The following is an 18,017-nucleotide window of genomic DNA, read 5'->3' as shown; positions in this document are numbered from 1 at the left end:
AATAGTCTTTTTCCACACGACGAGTGAATATGATGCGTTTAATTATTTCCACAATGCTATGGATACTGAGTCTCCCCGCGTGGTGCTATTCCGTCGGCAGCCAGCAGGAAACGATCGTTGATAGCCAGCGCGCACGCACGCTGAATGTGCGTATTTTTTATCCCAGCCATAGCGAGCAAGTCCCTCAGCGACAGGCAGAGAATGGCGTTTTTTCGGGGTTCTCGGCTATCGTGAATGCGCCGCTGGCAACAGGCCGTTTCCCGCTGATTGTGTTGAGCCACGGCAGCGGCGGTAATAACGCCAGTCTCGCCTGGCTGGCCGTTCCTCTGGCAGCGCGCGGTGCCATCGTTATTGCCGCCAGCCACCCCGGCAGTACCACCGGAGATTCCAGTCCAAAAACCGATCTGACCCTTCAGATAACCGATCTCTCTTTTATGCTCACCCACTATCTTCAGGCTCCACGCTGGCAGCAGACCATCGATGCAGAAAAAATCGGCGCGATAGGTCATTCTAAAGGCGGATACAGCGTGCTGGCGCTGGCCGGTGCCCGCACCAACCGCCAGCAGATGAGCCACTACTGCCAGAGAATGCCACAGATGCCAGACTGTCAGTTTTACTATCGTGATGGCGTCAGACTGGAAAACACGGACGACCAGCGCCTGGCGGCCAGCTATCGCGATCCGAGGGTGAAGTGGGTCATAGCCCTCGACCCCGGCATGAGCTACGTACTGACCCGCAGCAGTCTGGATACCATCAAGATCCCGTTGCTGACCATCGCCGCAGACTATTTTATTCGTGCCACCGGAAAGATGAATCTCGGTGTGGATCGTCTTAAATTACCGCTGATAACCGTGCCTGATGCCGGGCACTTTGACTTTCTACCGCTCTGCCAGCCCAATGCCGCCGCGATTCTGGCAGAGGAAGGGGAGGCATTTATTTGTGAAACCCCAACGGCGCAACGGGAAGTGATCCACCAGAAAACCCTGGCCGACGTCGGCCAGTTTATGCAACACCACGGTTTTCTCGCGCCCCGGCCCGCTAAGTAAGTTCTGTTTTTCAGGTAAAAAAAAGCCGGTTCAGAGTGAACCGGCTTTTTTATCAGACCCTTAACGATTACTCGTCATCGGCCTCAGGTGCATCGTCGTCGCTTTCCACTTCCGGGGCAATATCGTCATCCCCTTCCGCGACGCTGCCGTCGATAGCATCAAGTTCATCTTCTGCTACCGGTTCGGCCACACGTTGCAGACCCACCACGTTTTCATCTTCAGCGGTACGAATAAGGATAACACCCTGGGTGTTACGCCCTACTACGCTCACTTCAGACACGCGGGTACGCACCAGCGTACCGGCATCGGTGATCATCATAATCTGATCGCTGTCGACAACCTGTACCGCACCAATAACCGGTCCATTACGTTCGGTCACTTTAATCGAGATCACACCCTGCGTCGCACGCGACTTGGTTGGATACTCGGTGTTCGCCGTACGCTTACCATAACCGTTCTGTGTCACGGTCAGGATGGCACCATCGTCACGCGGTACAATCAGTGACACCACGCGATCGCCTTCTGCCAGTTTGATACCGCGCACGCCAGAGGCAGTACGACCCATCGCACGAACAGCGCTTTCTGCGAAGCGCACCACTTTACCGGCGGCAGAGAACAGCATCGCTTCATCGCTACCGTTGGTCAGTGACACACCAATCAGTTCGTCGTCGTCACGCAGGTTGACGGCAATGATACCGGCGCTGCGTGGGCGGCTGAACTCTTTCAGGGCCGTTTTCTTCACGGTACCGCTGGCGGTCGCCATAAAGATGTTAAAGCCTTCTGCATACTCACGCACCGGCAGGATTGCGGTGATACGTTCGTTGGCTTCCAGCGGTAACAGGTTGACGATTGGACGTCCACGCGCACCACGGCTGGCTTCCGGCAGCTGATAAACCTTCATCCAGTACAGACGACCACGGCTTGAGAAGCAGAGGATGGTGTCATGGGTGTTGGCCACCAGCAGGCGGTCGATAAAGTCTTCTTCTTTAATGCGTGCAGCCGATTTACCTTTACCACCACGGCGCTGCGCTTCGTAATCAGTCAATGGCTGATACTTCACGTAGCCCTGATGCGACAGGGTCACCACAACATCTTCCTGGTTGATCAGGTCTTCGATGTTGATGTCGGCGCTGTTAGCGGTGATTTCGGTACGACGCTCATCGCCGAACTGATCGCGGATCAGCTCCAGCTCTTCGCGAATCACTTCCATCAGACGCTCGGAACTGCCCAGAATGCGCAACAGCTCTGCGATCTGCTCCAGCAGCTCTTTGTACTCGTCGAGCAGTTTTTCATGCTCAAGTCCGGTCAGTTTCTGCAGGCGTAAATCAAGGATCGCCTGAGCCTGCTGCTCAGTCAGATAGTACTGACCATCGCGGATACCGAACTCATCTTCCAGCCACTCAGGGCGCGCCGCATTATCACCGGCACGTTCCAGCATCGCGGAGACGTTACCCAGCGCCCATGGACGCGCAATCAGGCCCGCTTTCGCTTCAGAAGGAGAAGCAGCGCGGCGAATCAGCTCAATAATCGGATCGATGTTCGCCAGCGCTACGGCCAGTGCTTCAAGGATATGAGCACGGTCACGCGCTTTACGCAGTTCGAAAATGGTACGGCGGGTAATCACTTCACGACGGTGACGCACGAAGGCTTCAAGAATATCCTTCAGCGGCATAATCTTTGGCTGGCCCTGGTGCAGTGCCACCATGTTGATGCCGAAAGAAGTCTGAAGCTGAGTCAGTGAATACAGATTGTTCAGAACCACTTCGCCAACCGCATCGCGCTTCACTTCGATCACGATGCGCATACCGTCTTTGTCAGACTCATCGCGCAGGGCGCTGATGCCTTCCAGACGTTTTTCTTTTACCAGCTCGGCAATTTTCTCAATCAGGCGCGCTTTGTTCACCTGATACGGAATTTCATGCACGATGATGGTTTCACGGCCGGTCTTCGCATCCACTTCCACTTCGCCACGGGCGCGGATGTAAATTTTTCCACGGCCAGTGCGATAAGCTTCTTCAATGCCACGGCGGCCATTGATGATAGCGGCGGTCGGGAAGTCCGGGCCTGGGATGTGTTCCATCAGCCCTTCGACGGTAATGTTTTCGTCGTCGATATAGGCCAGGCAGCCGTTGATCACTTCGGTCAGGTTATGTGGAGGAATGTTCGTGGCCATCCCGACGGCAATCCCTGAGGAACCGTTAACCAGCAGGTTGGGAACGCGGGTCGGCATCACTTCCGGGATCTGCTCGGTGCCATCGTAGTTAGGCACAAAGTCAACGGTGTCTTTTTCCAGATCCGCCAACAGTTCGTGAGCGATTTTGGACATGCGAACTTCGGTATAACGCATCGCAGCAGCGGAGTCGCCGTCTACGGAGCCGAAGTTGCCCTGACCGTCCACCAGCATGTAACGCAGCGAGAACGGCTGCGCCATACGCACGATGGTGTCATACACGGCAGTGTCGCCATGAGGGTGATATTTACCGATGACGTCACCGACGACACGGGCGGATTTTTTATAAGCTTTGTTCCAGTCGTTACCGAGGACGTTCATAGCGTAAAGCACGCGGCGGTGAACCGGCTTCAGGCCATCACGGACATCTGGCAGCGCACGGCCAACGATGACCGACATTGCATAATCCAGATAGGAGTTCTTTAACTCTTCTTCGATATTGACCGGTGTAATTTCGCGGGCCAGGTCGCTCATGGAGGCGCTTTCCTTCTGTATTATTCCCGGATTCAAAGGTGCGAAAGTATATCACAAAGCAGCCATGTGTTGAATGGAAAGCGTTGCTTTGGCCGCTTTATTGCATTCTGTCCCTCTCCGGCCCGCGCCCCTGCCCATCGCAACGCGTAAACATGTATAATGGGGCAAACTTTGGCTGGAGTAATAACCCAATGAAATCAGAACAAAACGCGGGTACGCAGAACGTTGATCACGGTGAAATCGCTAAATTTGAAGCAGTTGCTTCACGCTGGTGGGATTTAGAAGGCGAATTTAAGCCTTTGCACCGGATTAATCCGCTGCGCCTTGGCTGGATTGCCCAACACGCTGACGGCCTGTTTGGCAAGAAGGTGCTGGATGTTGGCTGCGGCGGCGGTATTCTCGCCGAGAGCATGGCGCGTGAAGGTGCGAACGTCACCGGGCTGGATATGGGAGCGGAACCGTTGCAGGTTGCCCGTCTACATGCACTGGAAAGCGGCGTAGCCATTGATTACGTCCAGCAGACCGTGGAAGAGCACGCTGAGCAGTTCGCCGGACAGTACGATGTGGTGACATGCATGGAGATGCTGGAGCACGTGCCCGATCCACGTTCCGTGGTCCATGCCTGCGCCCGGCTGGTGAAACCGGGTGGCGAAGTGTTCTTCTCAACCCTTAACCGCAATAGCAAATCCTGGCTGATGGCGATCATCGGCGCAGAATACGTATTACGTATGGTGCCGCGCGGCACACACGACATCAAAAAGTTTATCCGTCCGGCTGAACTGCTGAACTGGGTCGATGAAACTCCCCTGCGCGAACGCCATATTATTGGCCTGCACTACAACCCGATCACCAACCACTTCAAACTGGCTCCGGGCGTTGACGTGAACTATATGGTGCATACGCACAGCGCCATCGACGCGTCGTGACGCTATACGGGCGGATGCCGATCCGCCCGTGCGATATACGTGCGATATATAAGTCCATCTTAGTGCCTGACGCGAGATAAGATCGTTTTCGTCTTATCCCTGTCATCAAGATCAGGTTAATCTCACCGCATCACGCCATTTGTGCCCGTGAGGCGTCTTATTGTGCGTACTTTTTCAGCGCCCCAAAGCTCGAATTTTTTAACCTGAACAAGAAACCCGCGCTCGATCAAGATTCTAAAAAAAATCTCAACCCATTGACATTGACCCAGGGCCTTGAGAAACGTGGACTTAGGAAAAATACCAGCCCTAGAACCGGAGTTTGCCGCGAAAATCAAGCCTTGTTAAGCACGCGGAAATTACTAGAATACTCACCATATTGTTATCAAGGTTTCTTCCACCCCCTATATGTAGTGTTTATCCACAGAGTTACTCACAATGAGAAATCTGTGTATAAACGTGGGGACTATTTGTTAAGGACAGGTAAAACGCGACATGAATCAGAGTCTGCTTGTAACCAAACGCGATGGCCGCACCGAGCGTATCGATCTCGATAAAATCCACCGTGTTCTCGACTGGGCTGCCGAAGGACTGCAAAACGTCTCCGTCTCTCAGGTTGAACTGCGATCCCACATCCAGTTCTACGAAGGTATCCGCACTTCTGATATCCATGAAACTGTCATTAAGTCTGCTGCTGATCTGATTTCTAAAGATGCCCCTGACTATCAGTACATGGCTGCCCGTCTGGCCATCTTCCACCTGCGCAAAAAAGCCTACGGCCAGTTCGAGCCGCCAAAGCTGATTGACCAGGTCACCCGCATGGTAGAGATGGGCAAATATGACCATCACCTGCTGGAAGACTACAGTGCGGAAGAGTTTGAGCTGATGGACGGCTTTATTGACCACTGGCGTGATATGAACTTCTCCTACGCTGCCGTGAAGCAGCTGGAAGGCAAGTATCTGGTGCAAAACCGCGTGAGTGGTGAGATCTATGAAAGCGCCCAGTTCCTGTACATTCTGGTCGCGGCCTGCCTGTTCTCCGGCTACCCGCGCGAGACGCGTCTGGACTACGTGAAGCGTTTTTATGATGCGATCTCCACCTTTAAGATCTCACTGCCAACGCCAATCATGTCTGGCGTGCGTACGCCTACGCGCCAGTTCAGCTCTTGCGTGCTGATCGAATGTGGTGACAGCCTGGACTCTATCAACGCCACTTCCAGCGCCATTGTGAAATATGTTTCTCAGCGCGCCGGGATTGGTATCAATGCGGGCCGCATTCGTGCGCTGGGTAGCCCGATCCGTGGCGGTGAAGCCTTCCACACCGGCTGTATCCCGTTCTATAAGCATTTCCAGACTGCAGTGAAGTCCTGCTCTCAGGGCGGCGTTCGCGGCGGGGCAGCCACGCTGTTCTACCCGATGTGGCATCTGGAAGTCGAAAGTCTGCTGGTACTGAAAAACAACCGTGGTGTTGAAGGCAACCGCGTGCGCCATATGGACTACGGTGTTCAGATCAACAAACTGATGTATCAGCGCCTGCTGAAGGGCGAAGATATCACCCTGTTCAGCCCGTCTGACGTGCCGGGCCTGTACGATGCTTTCTTTGCGAATCAGGACGAGTTCGAGCGCCTGTACACCAAATACGAGCAAGACGACAGTATCCGCAAGCAGCGTATCAAAGCGGTAGAGTTGTTCTCACTGATGATGCAGGAACGTGCTTCTACCGGCCGTATCTACATCCAGAACGTCGACCACTGTAATACTCACAGCCCGTTCGATCCGGCTATCGCACCTGTTCGCCAGTCCAACCTGTGCCTGGAAATTGCGTTACCAACCAAACCGCTGCTGGATGTGAACGACGAAAACGGCGAAATTGCGCTGTGTACGCTCTCCGCATTCAACCTGGGCGCGATTGAAAGTCTGGATGACCTGCAAGAGCTGGCCACGCTGGCAGTTCGCGCGCTGGACGCCCTGCTCGATTATCAGGATTACCCCATCCCGGCCGCCAAACGCGGTGCAATGGGGCGTCGTACGCTGGGTATTGGTGTGATCAACTACGCCTACTATCTGGCTAAAAATGGCGTACGCTACTCCGATGGCAGCGCCAACGTCCTGACGCACCAGACCTTTGAAGCTATTCAGTACTGGCTGCTGAAAGCGTCCAACGATCTGGCCATCGAACAGGGTGCCTGCCCGTGGTTCAATGAAACCACGTATTCTCAGGGTATTATGCCAATCGACACCTATAAGAAAGATTTGGATGCGATTTGTAACACACCGCTGCTGCTCGACTGGGAAGCACTGCGTGAATCCGTGAAAACGCACGGCCTGCGTAACTCCACGCTGTCTGCGCTGATGCCGTCAGAAACCTCTTCGCAGATTTCTAACGCCACCAACGGGATTGAACCACCGCGCGGCCATATCAGTATTAAAGCATCAAAAGACGGTATCCTGCGCCAGGTGGTCCCGGAGTACGAACGTCTGAAAGACAGCTACGAGCTGCTGTGGGATATGCCAAACAATGATGGCTATCTGCAACTGGTCGGCCTGATGCAGAAATTTATCGACCAGGCGATTTCGTCGAATACCAACTACGATCCAACGCGCTTTGCCAACGGTAAGGTGCCAATGAAGCAGTTGCTGAAAGACCTGCTGACGGCCTATAAGTTTGGCGTGAAAACGCTTTACTATCAGAACACGCGTGACGGTGCAGAAGATACCCAGGAAGACCTGGCACCATCGATTCAGGATGATGGCTGTGAAAGCGGTGCCTGCAAGATCTAATCTCCGTGGGCCAGGTTTGCCTGGCCCCTTCGCGAAACATTGACTCTGAGGGTCGGGCATGCCCGACCCTGAACGCATCTGGAATACATCATGGCTTACACCACATTTTCGCAGAATAAAAATAATCAGCTGCTGGAACCGATGTTCTTCGGCCAGCCGGTGAACGTGGCGCGTTTCGACCAGCAGAAGTATGACATTTTTGAAAAACTGATCGAAAAGCAGCTCTCTTTCTTCTGGCGCCCGGAAGAAGTGGACGTCTCACGCGATCGTATCGACTATCAGGCACTGCCGGATCACGAAAAACACATCTTTATCAGCAACCTGAAATATCAGACGCTGCTGGACTCCATCCAGGGACGTAGCCCGAACGTGGCGCTGCTGCCGTTGATCTCGATTCCTGAACTGGAAACCTGGATTGAAACCTGGGCATTCTCAGAAACCATCCACTCACGTTCTTACACCCATATCATCCGCAATATCGTTAACGATCCGTCGCTGGTGTTTGACGATATCGTCACCAACGAGCAGATCCTGTCGCGTGCCAAAGATATCTCTGGCTACTACGACGATCTGATTGAGATGACCAGCTACTGGCATCTGCTGGGTGAAGGTACGCACGAAGTGAATGGTAAAACCGTCACCGTCAGCCTGCGTGCACTGAAAAAGCAGCTCTACATCTGCCTGATGAGCGTGAATGCGCTGGAAGCCATTCGTTTCTACGTCAGCTTTGCCTGCTCCTTCGCCTTTGCCGAGCGCGAACTGATGGAAGGCAACGCCAAAATCATCAAGCTGATCGCCCGTGATGAAGCCCTGCATCTGACCGGCACCCAGCACATGCTGAACCTGCTGCGCAGCGGCGAAGATGACCCTGAAATGGCAGAGATCGCCAAAGAGTGTCGCCAGGAGTGCTACGACCTGTTTGTGCTGGCAGCCGAGCAGGAGAAAGAGTGGGCAGAATATCTGTTCAGCGGCGGTTCGATGATCGGCCTGAATAAAGACATTTTGTGGCAGTATATTGAGTACATCACCAATATCCGCATGAATGCCGTCGGTCTGGATCTGCCGTTTAAAACCCGCTCCAACCCGATCCCATGGATCAACTCCTGGCTGGTTTCCGATAACGTGCAGGTCGCGCCGCAGGAAGTGGAAGTGAGTTCTTACCTGGTCGGCCAGATTGACTCTGAAGTAAACGCTGACGACCTCAGCGACTTCGAGCTGTAAGATGGCGAGCATTACACTGCGTACCACCGGTACGCAGCTTGAATGTCATGATGAACACCCTTCCCTGCTTGCCGCACTGGAGTCGCACCGGGTGTGCGTGGAGTATCAGTGCCGTGAGGGCTACTGCGGTTCGTGCCGCACACGTCTGCTGAAGGGTGAAGTCAGCTACAGCGCAACGCCGTTGGCCTTTGTGCAACCGGGTGAGATTTTGCCCTGCTGCTGCAAGGCCGAAGGGGATATTGAGATCGCGCTGTAAGGGGTTAAGCGCGGCTGTCTCATCGACATCGGGTCGGGCGTGCCCGACCCCTGCGCATTACTGATAATCGATACCATCACCGCACCACATCGGGTCGGGCATGACCGACCCCTACACGTTCCCGATAATCGATACCGTCACCGCATCACATCGGGCCGGGCATGACCGACCCCTACACGTTCCCGATAATCGATACCGTCACCGTATCACGTAGGGGCGAGGCATGCCTCGCCCGGGGCGTTTACAGCGTTTCTACCACATCAATCCAGCCGTGTCCGGTGGTCACTGACTGACCATTCAACCAGCGGCGCAGCATATTCATCGCCAGCATGGCCACCATCTCCTGCCGTGCTTTCAGACCATGTCGGCTGACGTTAAACTTCACTTTTTGCGCAAAAGTGCCGTCCGGCGTGTGCAGAGCAAAGCCCAGACGATCGTCCTCCAGACTTCCCACGACCAGCGATAACCGGGCATGGTTCTGTTTCGCCAGCTGCTGACTGCGTGCCGCCAGCAAGCCCAGTGACTCACTCTGATGAGGCAACACGTTGCCCGCCGCCAGAGAAGCACCGGCGGAAATAAGCTGCCATTGCAACAGCCCGGCGCTGAACTGCTCGCTAACGGCAAGCGTAAGCTTATGTTCTTTCAGACGGCGTGCCAGCTGCTCGGGTAAGGTTTCAAACCCTTCAAAGATCACACTGTCACCGGCAATCTCACGTACCTGCTGCCAGAACTGCTCCATCTCGGCACGCTTTGACGCCGGACCGTTCAGCTTCAGTTCGATAATCGGCATCGATGCGCGGTAACCCATCACCACCCCTTCCGGCAGCGCTAAAGGCTCAATATCAGAGGCGAGGTCACTTTCCCCGCGACCAAAAGTGGTCATCCGCAGGCAGACGGGCGGCTCGGGCAACTGGAAACGGGCTTTCAGGCGCGGCAGGATTTGATCCATGACCATCACCTTGTATTCGGAAGGCACACCCGGCGTGAAGAAGATCCAGCAGCGATTAAGCTGCATGGCGAAACCGCAGGCGGTGCCGACCGGGTTATCGATCATCTCCGCACCCTGCGGGATTTCAGCCTGCTTACGATTACTGGCGGCCATCACTTTGCCACGGCTGGCAAAGAAGGCTTCCATTTTCGCCAGCCACTCAGGATGAATTTGCAGTTCCACTCCGGCTGCGGTGGCGGCGGCCAGCGCACTCAGATCATCACTGGTCGGCCCCAGGCCACCATTCACGATCAAGACATCAGCCACTTTGCTGCGCTCGGTCAGTACCGTCACCAAATCCTGCAAGCTGTCCCCTACCGTCTGACGGCTGGTCATCGGTAAGCCCTGCTCAAACAGTACGCCAGCCAGCCAGGCCGCGTTGGTATCGACGATTTGTCCGTGCAGCACTTCGTCGCCGGTCGCGAGCATTTCCACTCTTATCATGTTGTTCTCCGGGTACACTCAAGCTTTACACTGTAAGAAGCGCCCGGCAGAAATACAACGTCAATTTCCACTTCTTTAGCCGTCATTAGACCCGCGATGTCAAACAGGCCTGCGTCTGATTTGCCACCCATGCCTTCAGCTGCACGCGTGAGCGCTTGATCGCCCCGCCGTTATCAGCCGGTAGCGGATACCACGCCACCGGGCGCTGATACCCGGCCAGCTTTGGCGCGGCCCAGTCGGCCAACACCTCCAGCCCAATATTGCCTTCCACCAGTGCGACCGCGCGATGACCGTACTCCGCATCGACTTTTGGCACAATAAACACCTGTGTCACCGCCGGATGGGCGAGCAAAATGCGTTCAATATGCTCCGGCTGTACCGACTCACCGCCTGAAAAGAACAGGTTATCGCGCCGTCCGTCGACCTGCAGCTCGCCCCGATGCCAGTGCCCACAATCGCCGGTACGTAACCAGCCGTCGTGATCCGTCAACGGCATCAGTGCGCCCTGCAACCAGTAGCCGGAGGCCAGAGCGGGCGAACGCACCCAGATCTCACCGTCGACCACCCTGACCTGATGGCCAGCCAGCGGCGCACCCACGCCTGGATGTTCGTCTGCCCGTCGGGCGCAAAGAGTCGATGCAGTTTCCGTCATACCGTAGCCACAATAACAGTGCAGCCCGGCGGCCTCCGCCTGACGCGTCAGCTCAGCGGGGATTTGCGCACCGCCCAGCAGTACCGCGCGCAATCTGGCGGGTAAAACAGGTTGATTGAGCAGGCGCCAGAGCTGCGTGGGCACCAGAGACGCGATGCTGCTGCGCGCCAGTGCAGTATGCAATCCTTTGTCATCGGGGATCACCAGCGTGCCTCCGGCCAGCAGCCAGCGCCAAAGGATGCCCTGCCCGGAGACATGAAACAGCGGCAGCGACAATAACCAGCGATCATCAGCTGTCAACGCCATCAGCTCAATGACCGCTGCGGCGCTGTGCAGATGGGCGCTGAAAGTGTGGGCCGCTGCTTTAGGCAGCCCGGTAGAGCCAGAGGTTAACGTCAGGGTGGCGATCCGATCCGGCTGCCACGGCTGGCTGCCATCACCGGCAATCGGACGCAGCGCCAGCATGGGTCTTTCAATACTGGTTTCCCCGGCCAGATTGAGTACAAAGTCCAGCCCCAGCCCCGGCAACAGCTGGCGTAGCTGGGCATCCGGCAACTGAGGGTTAAGCCCCAGCACTCGTGCCCCGCAGGCCATCAGTCCGAGCCACGCCAGCAGCGCCGCCAGACTGTTCGCGCTTCGCAGCGCCACGACATCTCCGGCGGCCACGCCTTGCTGCTGAAAGCCCTGAGCATGTTCTGCCACCGCCTGTGACAGCTGCTGCCAACTGAGCGTGACCTCGCCACTATCAATCGCCAGCGACGCCGGACAACACTTCTGCCAGTCACGCCACGGCCAGTCGGCTATCGTTGCCAGAGACATTGCAGCACCTCTCTGTTCTGCACAGGTAACATACTGCCGGGCCACGCCCGCAGCACCTGCTGCTGCATCAGTTGCAGCGTATCCAGACCTGGCCGCACGCCCGGCGTCAGCTCATGTGCGAGCCGTGCCAGCTGGGTCAGCCCAAGGCTGGACTCCAGCGCACTACTGATCACCGGGGTTAACCCCTGCGCCTTCGCCTGTAACACCTGATGCTGTACGCGCTGAATACTGCCCGTGAGCATCGGTTTGATGACCACGGCCACCACGCCGGGTGCGGCGGTCAGTGCGTCATCATGGTCACGCAGGGTTTCATCCCAGGCGATGTTAATACCTGTCTCAGCGGCAAAGGCGAGGCTCTGCTGTCTGTCACGGCAAGGCTCTTCGATAAACGCAATGCGTGAACGCAGCTCCGGCGACACATAGCGGGCAAAGCTCAATGCCTTTTCCAGCGTCCAGCTTTGGTTGGCATCCAGCCGCAAGGTGAGGTGCGGTAACGCCTCCAGCAGCAGGTTGACCTGCATGCCGTCGCGTATCGCCTCGTACAGGCCCACTTTCATTTTTGCCAGCGGCTCTGGCTGACGCAGCAGTTGCTGAAATAACGCGTCCGGATCGCCACTGCACAGCTGCGCCAGACGATACTCCCCTTCTGCGGGCAGGGTGTTCGTCAGCTCGGCCTGCGCACAGCTGATGCCGAACGCCACAGAAGGCCGTTCACTCTCTGCGGGCGTTTCACCCTCACACCACTGCGCCAGCCAGCTCATCGCCTGCTGCTGTGCTTGTTCAAGTGTCTCATGGCTGAACTCAGGGAGGGGGGCAATCTCACCCCAGCCTTGCGCTGCTCCCTCCATCAGGTTCACCAGCAGTCCCTGGCGGGTTTTTAACCGCTGGTTTCGTAACACCACCCCGGCGTCCATGGCGACCTGATAACCGTATAACGTGGCGTGACGCATCAGGGATTACGCCGGAAGTTGCTGAAGTCAGGCTGACGCTTTTCGTTGAATGCATTGCGCCCTTCCTGCCCCTCTTCCGTCATATAGAACAGCATGGTGGCATTGCCCGCCAGCTCTTGCAGCCCGGCCTGGCCATCACAATCCGCATTGAGAGCGGCTTTCAGGCAGCGCAGCGCCATCGGGCTGTTTTGCAACATCTCACGGCACCAGCGAACGGTCTCTTTTTCCAGCTCGGCCAGCGGTACAACGGTATTAACCAGCCCCATATCCAGTGCCTGCTGTGCGTTATACATCCTGCACAGGAACCAGATTTCACGCGCCTTTTTTTGGCCGACAATACGCGCCATGTAGGCCGCGCCCCAGCCGCCATCAAAGGAGCCCACTTTCGGCCCGGTCTGACCAAACTGTGCATTATCTGCCGCAATCGTAAGGTCGCACATCATATGCAAAACGTGGCCGCCACCCACCGCATAGCCCGCCACCATCGCCACGACCGGTTTCGGACAGGTACGAATCTGGCGTTGCAGGTCGAGGACGTTAAGATGATGAACGCCCGCGTCATCTTGATAACCGCCGTAGTCGCCGCGAACTTTCTGGTCCCCACCGGAGCAAAATGCCCGTTTGCCTTCGCCGGTCAGCACAATCACGCCCACCGCCGGGTCACGGCGCGCATTATCCAGCGCCTGCTGGATTTCACTGACCGTTAACGGGCGAAAGGCATTACGTACTTCAGGGCGGTTGATGGTGATTCTGGCAATACCATCGTCCGTTTTGTGATAGCGAATATCGCTGAACTCAGCGCCGCAATCCCGCCACTGCGCCGGGGCATACAGCAGGCTTTCATCTGGATACAACATCAAAGCTCCTTAATGGTGATTAAGCACGCGGGCAAGTTGATGGGCAAATGCCAGGGGATTCGCCAGGTGCGAGTTATGGCCCGCTGCGGGGATAACCGCAGGAGGAAGTGCGGCCTGCTGAGCAAGCTGCAAAAATTTTTGATCCCACTCACCGCAGAGATAGCGGAACGGAAAGGTTTTTTCTCGCAGTTCCGGCAGCAGGTCGGGCTGCTCTGAGAGTGAGGTGGCCTGTAACATCGCCGCCAGATCTTCACCGCGATTGTTGAGCCGCCGGGCGACCAGGCGCTGGCGTTGGATTGCGGTCAGTTCGGCAAAAACCGGCTGCTGATACCACTGGTCCAACGCCTCTTCCAGCGGTTGCTGGCGGAAACACTGTACCCAGCCCTGGTCATGCGCCCGGCGGCGGGTACGCTCACTGGGGCAACTGAGGCCAAAATGCCCGGCTTCCACCAGCAATCCTGCCAGACCGTTACCGGCGTGACGGCAGGCGTGATAGAGCGCCAGCCGTCCGCCGAGGGAGTAACCGATCAGCCAATAGCGATCGACCTGGTGATAGTGCAGCGTGGCGTTAAGTCGCTGGCATACATCATCAAAACCGCTCACGGTCTGCGCACGTGAACCACCGTGACCGGGCAGATCAATACTGAGCAGCGGCCAGTGACTGAAATAGCGCTGAACCGGCTGCCAGTCCGTTGCACTCCCGAGAAAACCGTGCAGCCATACCAGTACCGGACGCGTACTGTGATGGTGCCCCTGCCAGTGCGCATGTAGCATCATAAATGGACCACCTCGCTGGCGCAGCGCGCCAGGGTTTGTGCACCCTCATCACCGTCGACCACCACCTCAATCAGGGTGATGCCCGAACTGAAACCCTGTTCAACCGCCCGCTGAAGTGCCTGCCAGCTGGCTGGCTGTGCAAAATGCAAACCAAACAGTGCCGCAGCATGGCGAAAATCAACGCTGGGCGGCATAGTGAAGAAGCGTTCACGTTCAGATAAGGGCGTTGGCAGCATAGAGAAGATCTGGCCGCCCTGGTTGTTTACCACGATGACCACCACCGGCGCAGAAGCCTGCTGCAACAGCGCCAGGCTATTCAGATCGTAGAGCGCGGAGAGATCGCCCAGCAGGATCAGTAGCGGCTGGCCCGTGCCGCGCTGTACGCCCGCCGCCGTTGCCAGTAACCCGTCGATGCCGCTGGCACCGCGATTACAGTACAGCGGATAACCCGCAGGAAGCTGTGCAAAAGCATCAACCAGGCGAATGGCGAGGCTGTTGCCGATAAACAGCGCGCCGTTTTCCGGCAGCAGTGCGGGCAGACGGTGCGCCAGCTGTGCCTCGCCAAACTGCTGCAAATGCTGTTGCAGATAGTCCCGGGTACGTTCAGCCAGCGGCACCAGCTGTGGACACCAGGGATGACGAGGCGCCGCAGGATGGTGCTGCAACCAGTCAGAAATATTGGCCTGAATGCGCCGCCCGCCAGGGTTCCCCGGATGGCGCTGCCCCGGTAATGCATCGATCAGCCAGTACATCTCAGTGCCGCTGTCGTTCTGATAGTTGAGCAGGTTTTTTCCCGTCAGGCTGCTGCCGAACTGCACCACGATCTGCGCCTCACTCAAGGCCCGCTGTGCCGATGGATGCCCCAGCCACAAGGCCGCGCCAGGCAGTGGTTGCCCGGTTTGTGACACCACGTCACCGAGCAGCGGCCACCCCAGCATTTCCGCCCACTCGGCCAGCTGCTGGCCTTGCTGAGCACTGACGCGCCCGACAATCACCACCCCCCGTTTCTGGCGCCAGAAAAACCAGTCTTCTTCAATGGGGGTATGGCTGCGCTGTGGATATTTCAGCCAGGGTTCGTTGCTGTCCCACCAGTTTCCCAGTTCATCCTGCCAGGCGAGGTAATCGTTGCTGTCAGCGCCATACAGAGGTTCAGCAAACGGGCAGTTGATATGCACGCCGCCATGCTGCTGCTGTGCCAGCAAGGTATCGATGGCCGAGACCAGCCAGCGTGCGGGGATCGACGGTGAAGGCCGGGGAAGGTTGAGTACAGCGGAAACGTGGGACGCAAAGAGACCAGGCTGTTCAATGGCCTGATTCGCGCCACAGTGAATCAATTCGGGTGGGCGGTCGGCGCTGATGGCGACCAGTTTTTCGCCGGTCAGATGTGCTTCAACCAGCGCGGGATAAAGGTTGGCTACCGCCGTCCCGGAAGTGACAACGATCGCCACCGGTTGATGGGTGGTTTTGGCCAGGCCGAGCGCGAGAAAACCGAGGCCACGCTCGTCAAAATGGGTATGACACACCCATTTATCACTGGCTGCTACTGCCAGAGCCAGCGGCGCAGAACGGGACCCGGGAGCAATGCAGATATGCCGTATACCGTGGCGCGTCAGCGTTTCCAGCAGTACGGTAGCCCAGCGGCGATTAAACGTTGCGTGCGACATCTCTTGCTGCATAGCCACTCCAGATCAAAAATCCTCGCGCTATTATAATCAGCTGAATTGAGGTCCTTTTTGATTTGGGCCAGTTTTACCCCTGGTTTTCCGCCGTGAGTAACGTGCCCAGCGTCGCGGCTTTGCGTTCAATTTCCTCCCACTCCCGCTCCGGTTCGGAGCCGCTGACAATACCGGCCCCAGCGTAGAGGCGAACCTGTGCCCCCGACACCTGCGCGCAACGGAGCACCACGGCAAACTCGCTGTGTGACTGCGACAGATACCCCACCGACCCGCTGTACCAGCCGCGACTAAAGGGTTCCTGCTGACGAATAAAAGCCTGTGCAGCGGCACGCGGCACCCCGGCAACGGCCGCTGTGGGTTGAAGGCGATCCACGCATTGCGCATCGTCCGCTCGCATTAACCGCGCGCGGATCCGCCGCCGGATATGTTGCAGATGACGCAGCGGCAGTAATTCTGCGGGCATGACTTCCAGTTCAGTAACAATATCCGCCAGCCGCTGACGGATATCCTCCACCACCAGGGTGTTTTCCCACTGGTTTTTTTTATCCATCAGCAACCCTGGCTGATGCACGTCAGCCGTTCCGGCCAGGGCTTCACTCGAAAGCTGGCTGCCCTCGCGCGCATACAGCCGTTCAGGGCTGGATCCCACCAACGCCTGATGTTCCTCTGTGGCCAGCATAAAATGGTAGCTATGGGGGTTAATGCGCTGGCTGGCGGCCAGCAAGGCGGCGGCAGACAAGGGGCCAGACAGGCTGAAATCGCTGACCCGTGCCAGCACGACTTTCTCCAGTTCGCCAGCGGCTATAGCCGTCAGCGCATGGTTAACCCGTTGGACCCAGCCCGTTTTATCCGGGGCATGATGCACGCAATGATAATGCGGCAAGGATGTAGCCGGCTGCACCGGGCGCAAGCCTGCCAGCCAGTGCAACAAACGCCGGGCTTGCTGCTGTAACGAACCGTCGCTGACCAGATTGAGCGTCAAGTGGTGCCCTGCACTGTCCTGCTGCCACAGCAGGACAGGCAGAAACAGGTCACTGGCACCAAAGATGCTGTTTGCGCCAAACATCCGCCAGCCCGGCGGCAATGCCTGCAAGCGCAGGGTAGCCTCTGCAACGGAGTGAAACCGCTCAAGCGCACCACAGGCTGCCACGATCTCTTCACCACTGCGCGACTGCCAGTAAAACTGGGGCCAGCAGGACTGGGAGGCCAGCCAGTTCAGCGCATCAGTTTCGGGGGAAAAGCGCACGCTGATTTGCCGCACGCCGGGCACCGATTCGCTCACCTGTGCGAGCCGATCGCGTAGCTGTTCTACCGCCTGAGCAAGTTGCACGCTGACCTCAATAGAAAGTAAAACACGGATGGGCAGTTATGTTAGCGGGATTAGCAAGGCAGGATATTGATCTGAAAACAGCGGAGAGAAATGAACAGACGCCCGGGAGGGCGTCTGTTGTGCTACTGCCTGTTGTTCTACTGAATTAGCGACGCGCCAGCAGCAGGCCGATGACCAGGCCCAACGTGGCACCGACACCAATCCCCTGCCAGGGTTTATCGTGGACATAATCATCAGCACGCGTAACGGCCTGACGGGCTCGCACATAGTAGGTATCAGAGGCATCGCTGATGCGGGACTTCACCTGGTTCAGTGATTTTTCCGCTTTCGCTTTCAGCTCAATGTATTTCTGATCGGCCGGATCGCCCGACGACTTCAGCACTTCTTCCAGGGTTTCAGTGAGCAGCGCCAGATCGTCATCCAGGCGAGTTTCATGTGGTTCAGTCGTTGTTGCCATTTCCATTCTCCTTGGGCGAAAAATCTTCGTCAGGTAACTATAGACAGTTTTTGCCGCTCTGCTTGATTAAAACCGCCAGGAATCGACTGAGAATGGTGTGTTCAGGGACAGTAAAACGGGTCAAAGGGTGCTTATT

The 18,017-nt window shown here is 56.9% G+C and carries 14 protein-coding genes; 5 read left to right on the top strand and 9 right to left on the bottom strand.

Features of this window, described 5'->3' with window-relative positions; genetic code table 11:
* Positions 1-29: 29 nt before the first annotated feature.
* The gene (locus FVB43_RS06250; RefSeq protein ID WP_242462118.1) at positions 30-1,046 is read left to right on the top strand and encodes an alpha/beta hydrolase family protein; all 1,017 of its coding nucleotides are present in this window, start codon (positions 30-32) and stop codon (positions 1,044-1,046) included.
* Between the two features lie 67 nt (positions 1,047-1,113).
* On the opposite strand, the gene gyrA is transcribed toward FVB43_RS06250, so the two are convergent.
* Positions 1,114-3,750 carry a DNA topoisomerase (ATP-hydrolyzing) subunit A gene (gyrA, locus tag FVB43_RS06245; RefSeq protein WP_133841422.1) on the bottom strand — a complete coding sequence of 879 codons (2,637 nt, stop codon included), beginning with the start codon at positions 3,748-3,750 and terminating at the stop codon, positions 1,114-1,116.
* 191 nt (positions 3,751-3,941) lie between these two features.
* Between gyrA and ubiG the strand changes: the two genes are divergently transcribed.
* The 4 genes from ubiG (at position 3,942) to yfaE (ending at position 8,931) form a co-directional block, all read left to right on the top strand.
* Positions 3,942-4,676: a bifunctional 2-polyprenyl-6-hydroxyphenol methylase/3-demethylubiquinol 3-O-methyltransferase UbiG gene (gene ubiG / locus FVB43_RS06240; RefSeq protein ID WP_133841421.1), complete on the top strand. Its 735-nt coding sequence runs from the start codon at positions 3,942-3,944 to the stop codon at positions 4,674-4,676.
* A gap of 492 nt (positions 4,677-5,168) precedes the next feature.
* A complete protein-coding gene (gene nrdA / locus FVB43_RS06235) occupies positions 5,169-7,454 on the top strand; it encodes a class 1a ribonucleoside-diphosphate reductase subunit alpha (RefSeq protein ID WP_133841420.1) in 2,286 nt (761 codons plus the stop codon).
* Positions 7,455-7,544: 90 nt separating this feature from the next.
* Positions 7,545-8,675: a class Ia ribonucleoside-diphosphate reductase subunit beta gene (nrdB, locus tag FVB43_RS06230; protein WP_133841419.1), complete on the top strand. Its 1,131-nt coding sequence runs from the start codon at positions 7,545-7,547 to the stop codon at positions 8,673-8,675.
* A gap of 1 nt (position 8,676) precedes the next feature.
* Positions 8,677-8,931, top strand: coding sequence for a class I ribonucleotide reductase maintenance protein YfaE (gene yfaE / locus FVB43_RS06225; protein WP_133841418.1), 255 nt, complete (start codon positions 8,677-8,679; stop codon positions 8,929-8,931).
* Positions 8,932-9,172: 241 nt separating this feature from the next.
* Here yfaE and FVB43_RS06220 read toward each other — a convergent pair whose 3' ends face one another.
* The 8 genes from FVB43_RS06220 to elaB all read right to left on the bottom strand — a co-directional run bounded on the left by FVB43_RS06220 (position 9,173) and on the right by elaB (position 17,881).
* Positions 9,173-10,363: a nicotinamide mononucleotide deamidase-related protein YfaY gene (locus FVB43_RS06220; protein ID WP_133841417.1), complete on the bottom strand. Its 1,191-nt coding sequence runs from the start codon at positions 10,361-10,363 to the stop codon at positions 9,173-9,175.
* Between the two features lie 85 nt (positions 10,364-10,448).
* On the bottom strand, positions 10,449-11,834 hold the full coding sequence (gene menE, locus FVB43_RS06215; RefSeq protein WP_167863598.1) for an o-succinylbenzoate--CoA ligase: 1,386 nt from the start codon (positions 11,832-11,834) through the stop codon (positions 10,449-10,451).
* Positions 11,816-12,784, bottom strand: coding sequence for an o-succinylbenzoate synthase (menC, locus tag FVB43_RS06210; RefSeq protein WP_159336286.1), 969 nt, complete (start codon positions 12,782-12,784; stop codon positions 11,816-11,818). Before menC ends, menE begins: the two co-directional genes overlap by 19 nt.
* Positions 12,784-13,641, bottom strand: coding sequence for a 1,4-dihydroxy-2-naphthoyl-CoA synthase (menB, locus tag FVB43_RS06205; RefSeq protein ID WP_167863597.1), 858 nt, complete (start codon positions 13,639-13,641; stop codon positions 12,784-12,786). Before menB ends, menC begins: the two co-directional genes overlap by 1 nt.
* 9 nt (positions 13,642-13,650) lie before the next feature.
* The gene (gene menH, locus FVB43_RS06200) at positions 13,651-14,418 is read right to left on the bottom strand and encodes a 2-succinyl-6-hydroxy-2,4-cyclohexadiene-1-carboxylate synthase (RefSeq protein WP_166653679.1); all 768 of its coding nucleotides are present in this window, start codon (positions 14,416-14,418) and stop codon (positions 13,651-13,653) included.
* On the bottom strand, positions 14,415-16,082 hold the full coding sequence (gene menD, locus FVB43_RS06195; protein WP_133842110.1) for a 2-succinyl-5-enolpyruvyl-6-hydroxy-3-cyclohexene-1-carboxylic-acid synthase: 1,668 nt from the start codon (positions 16,080-16,082) through the stop codon (positions 14,415-14,417). The genes menH and menD overlap by 4 nt, the downstream gene beginning before the upstream one ends.
* An 85-nt stretch (positions 16,083-16,167) precedes the next feature.
* Complete coding sequence (locus tag FVB43_RS06190) at positions 16,168-17,424, bottom strand: isochorismate synthase (protein WP_167863596.1); 1,257 nt, start codon at positions 17,422-17,424, stop codon at positions 16,168-16,170.
* 145 nt (positions 17,425-17,569) lie between these two features.
* A complete protein-coding gene (gene elaB / locus FVB43_RS06185; protein ID WP_133841412.1) occupies positions 17,570-17,881 on the bottom strand; it encodes a stress response protein ElaB in 312 nt (103 codons plus the stop codon).
* Between the last annotated feature and the right edge of the window lie 136 nt (positions 17,882-18,017).

It is taken from the genome of Erwinia rhapontici (genome assembly GCF_012271765.1).
Lineage (GTDB): Bacteria > Pseudomonadota > Gammaproteobacteria > Enterobacterales > Enterobacteriaceae > Erwinia > Erwinia rhapontici.
This window is presented reverse-complemented; position numbering and strand designations above follow the sequence as displayed.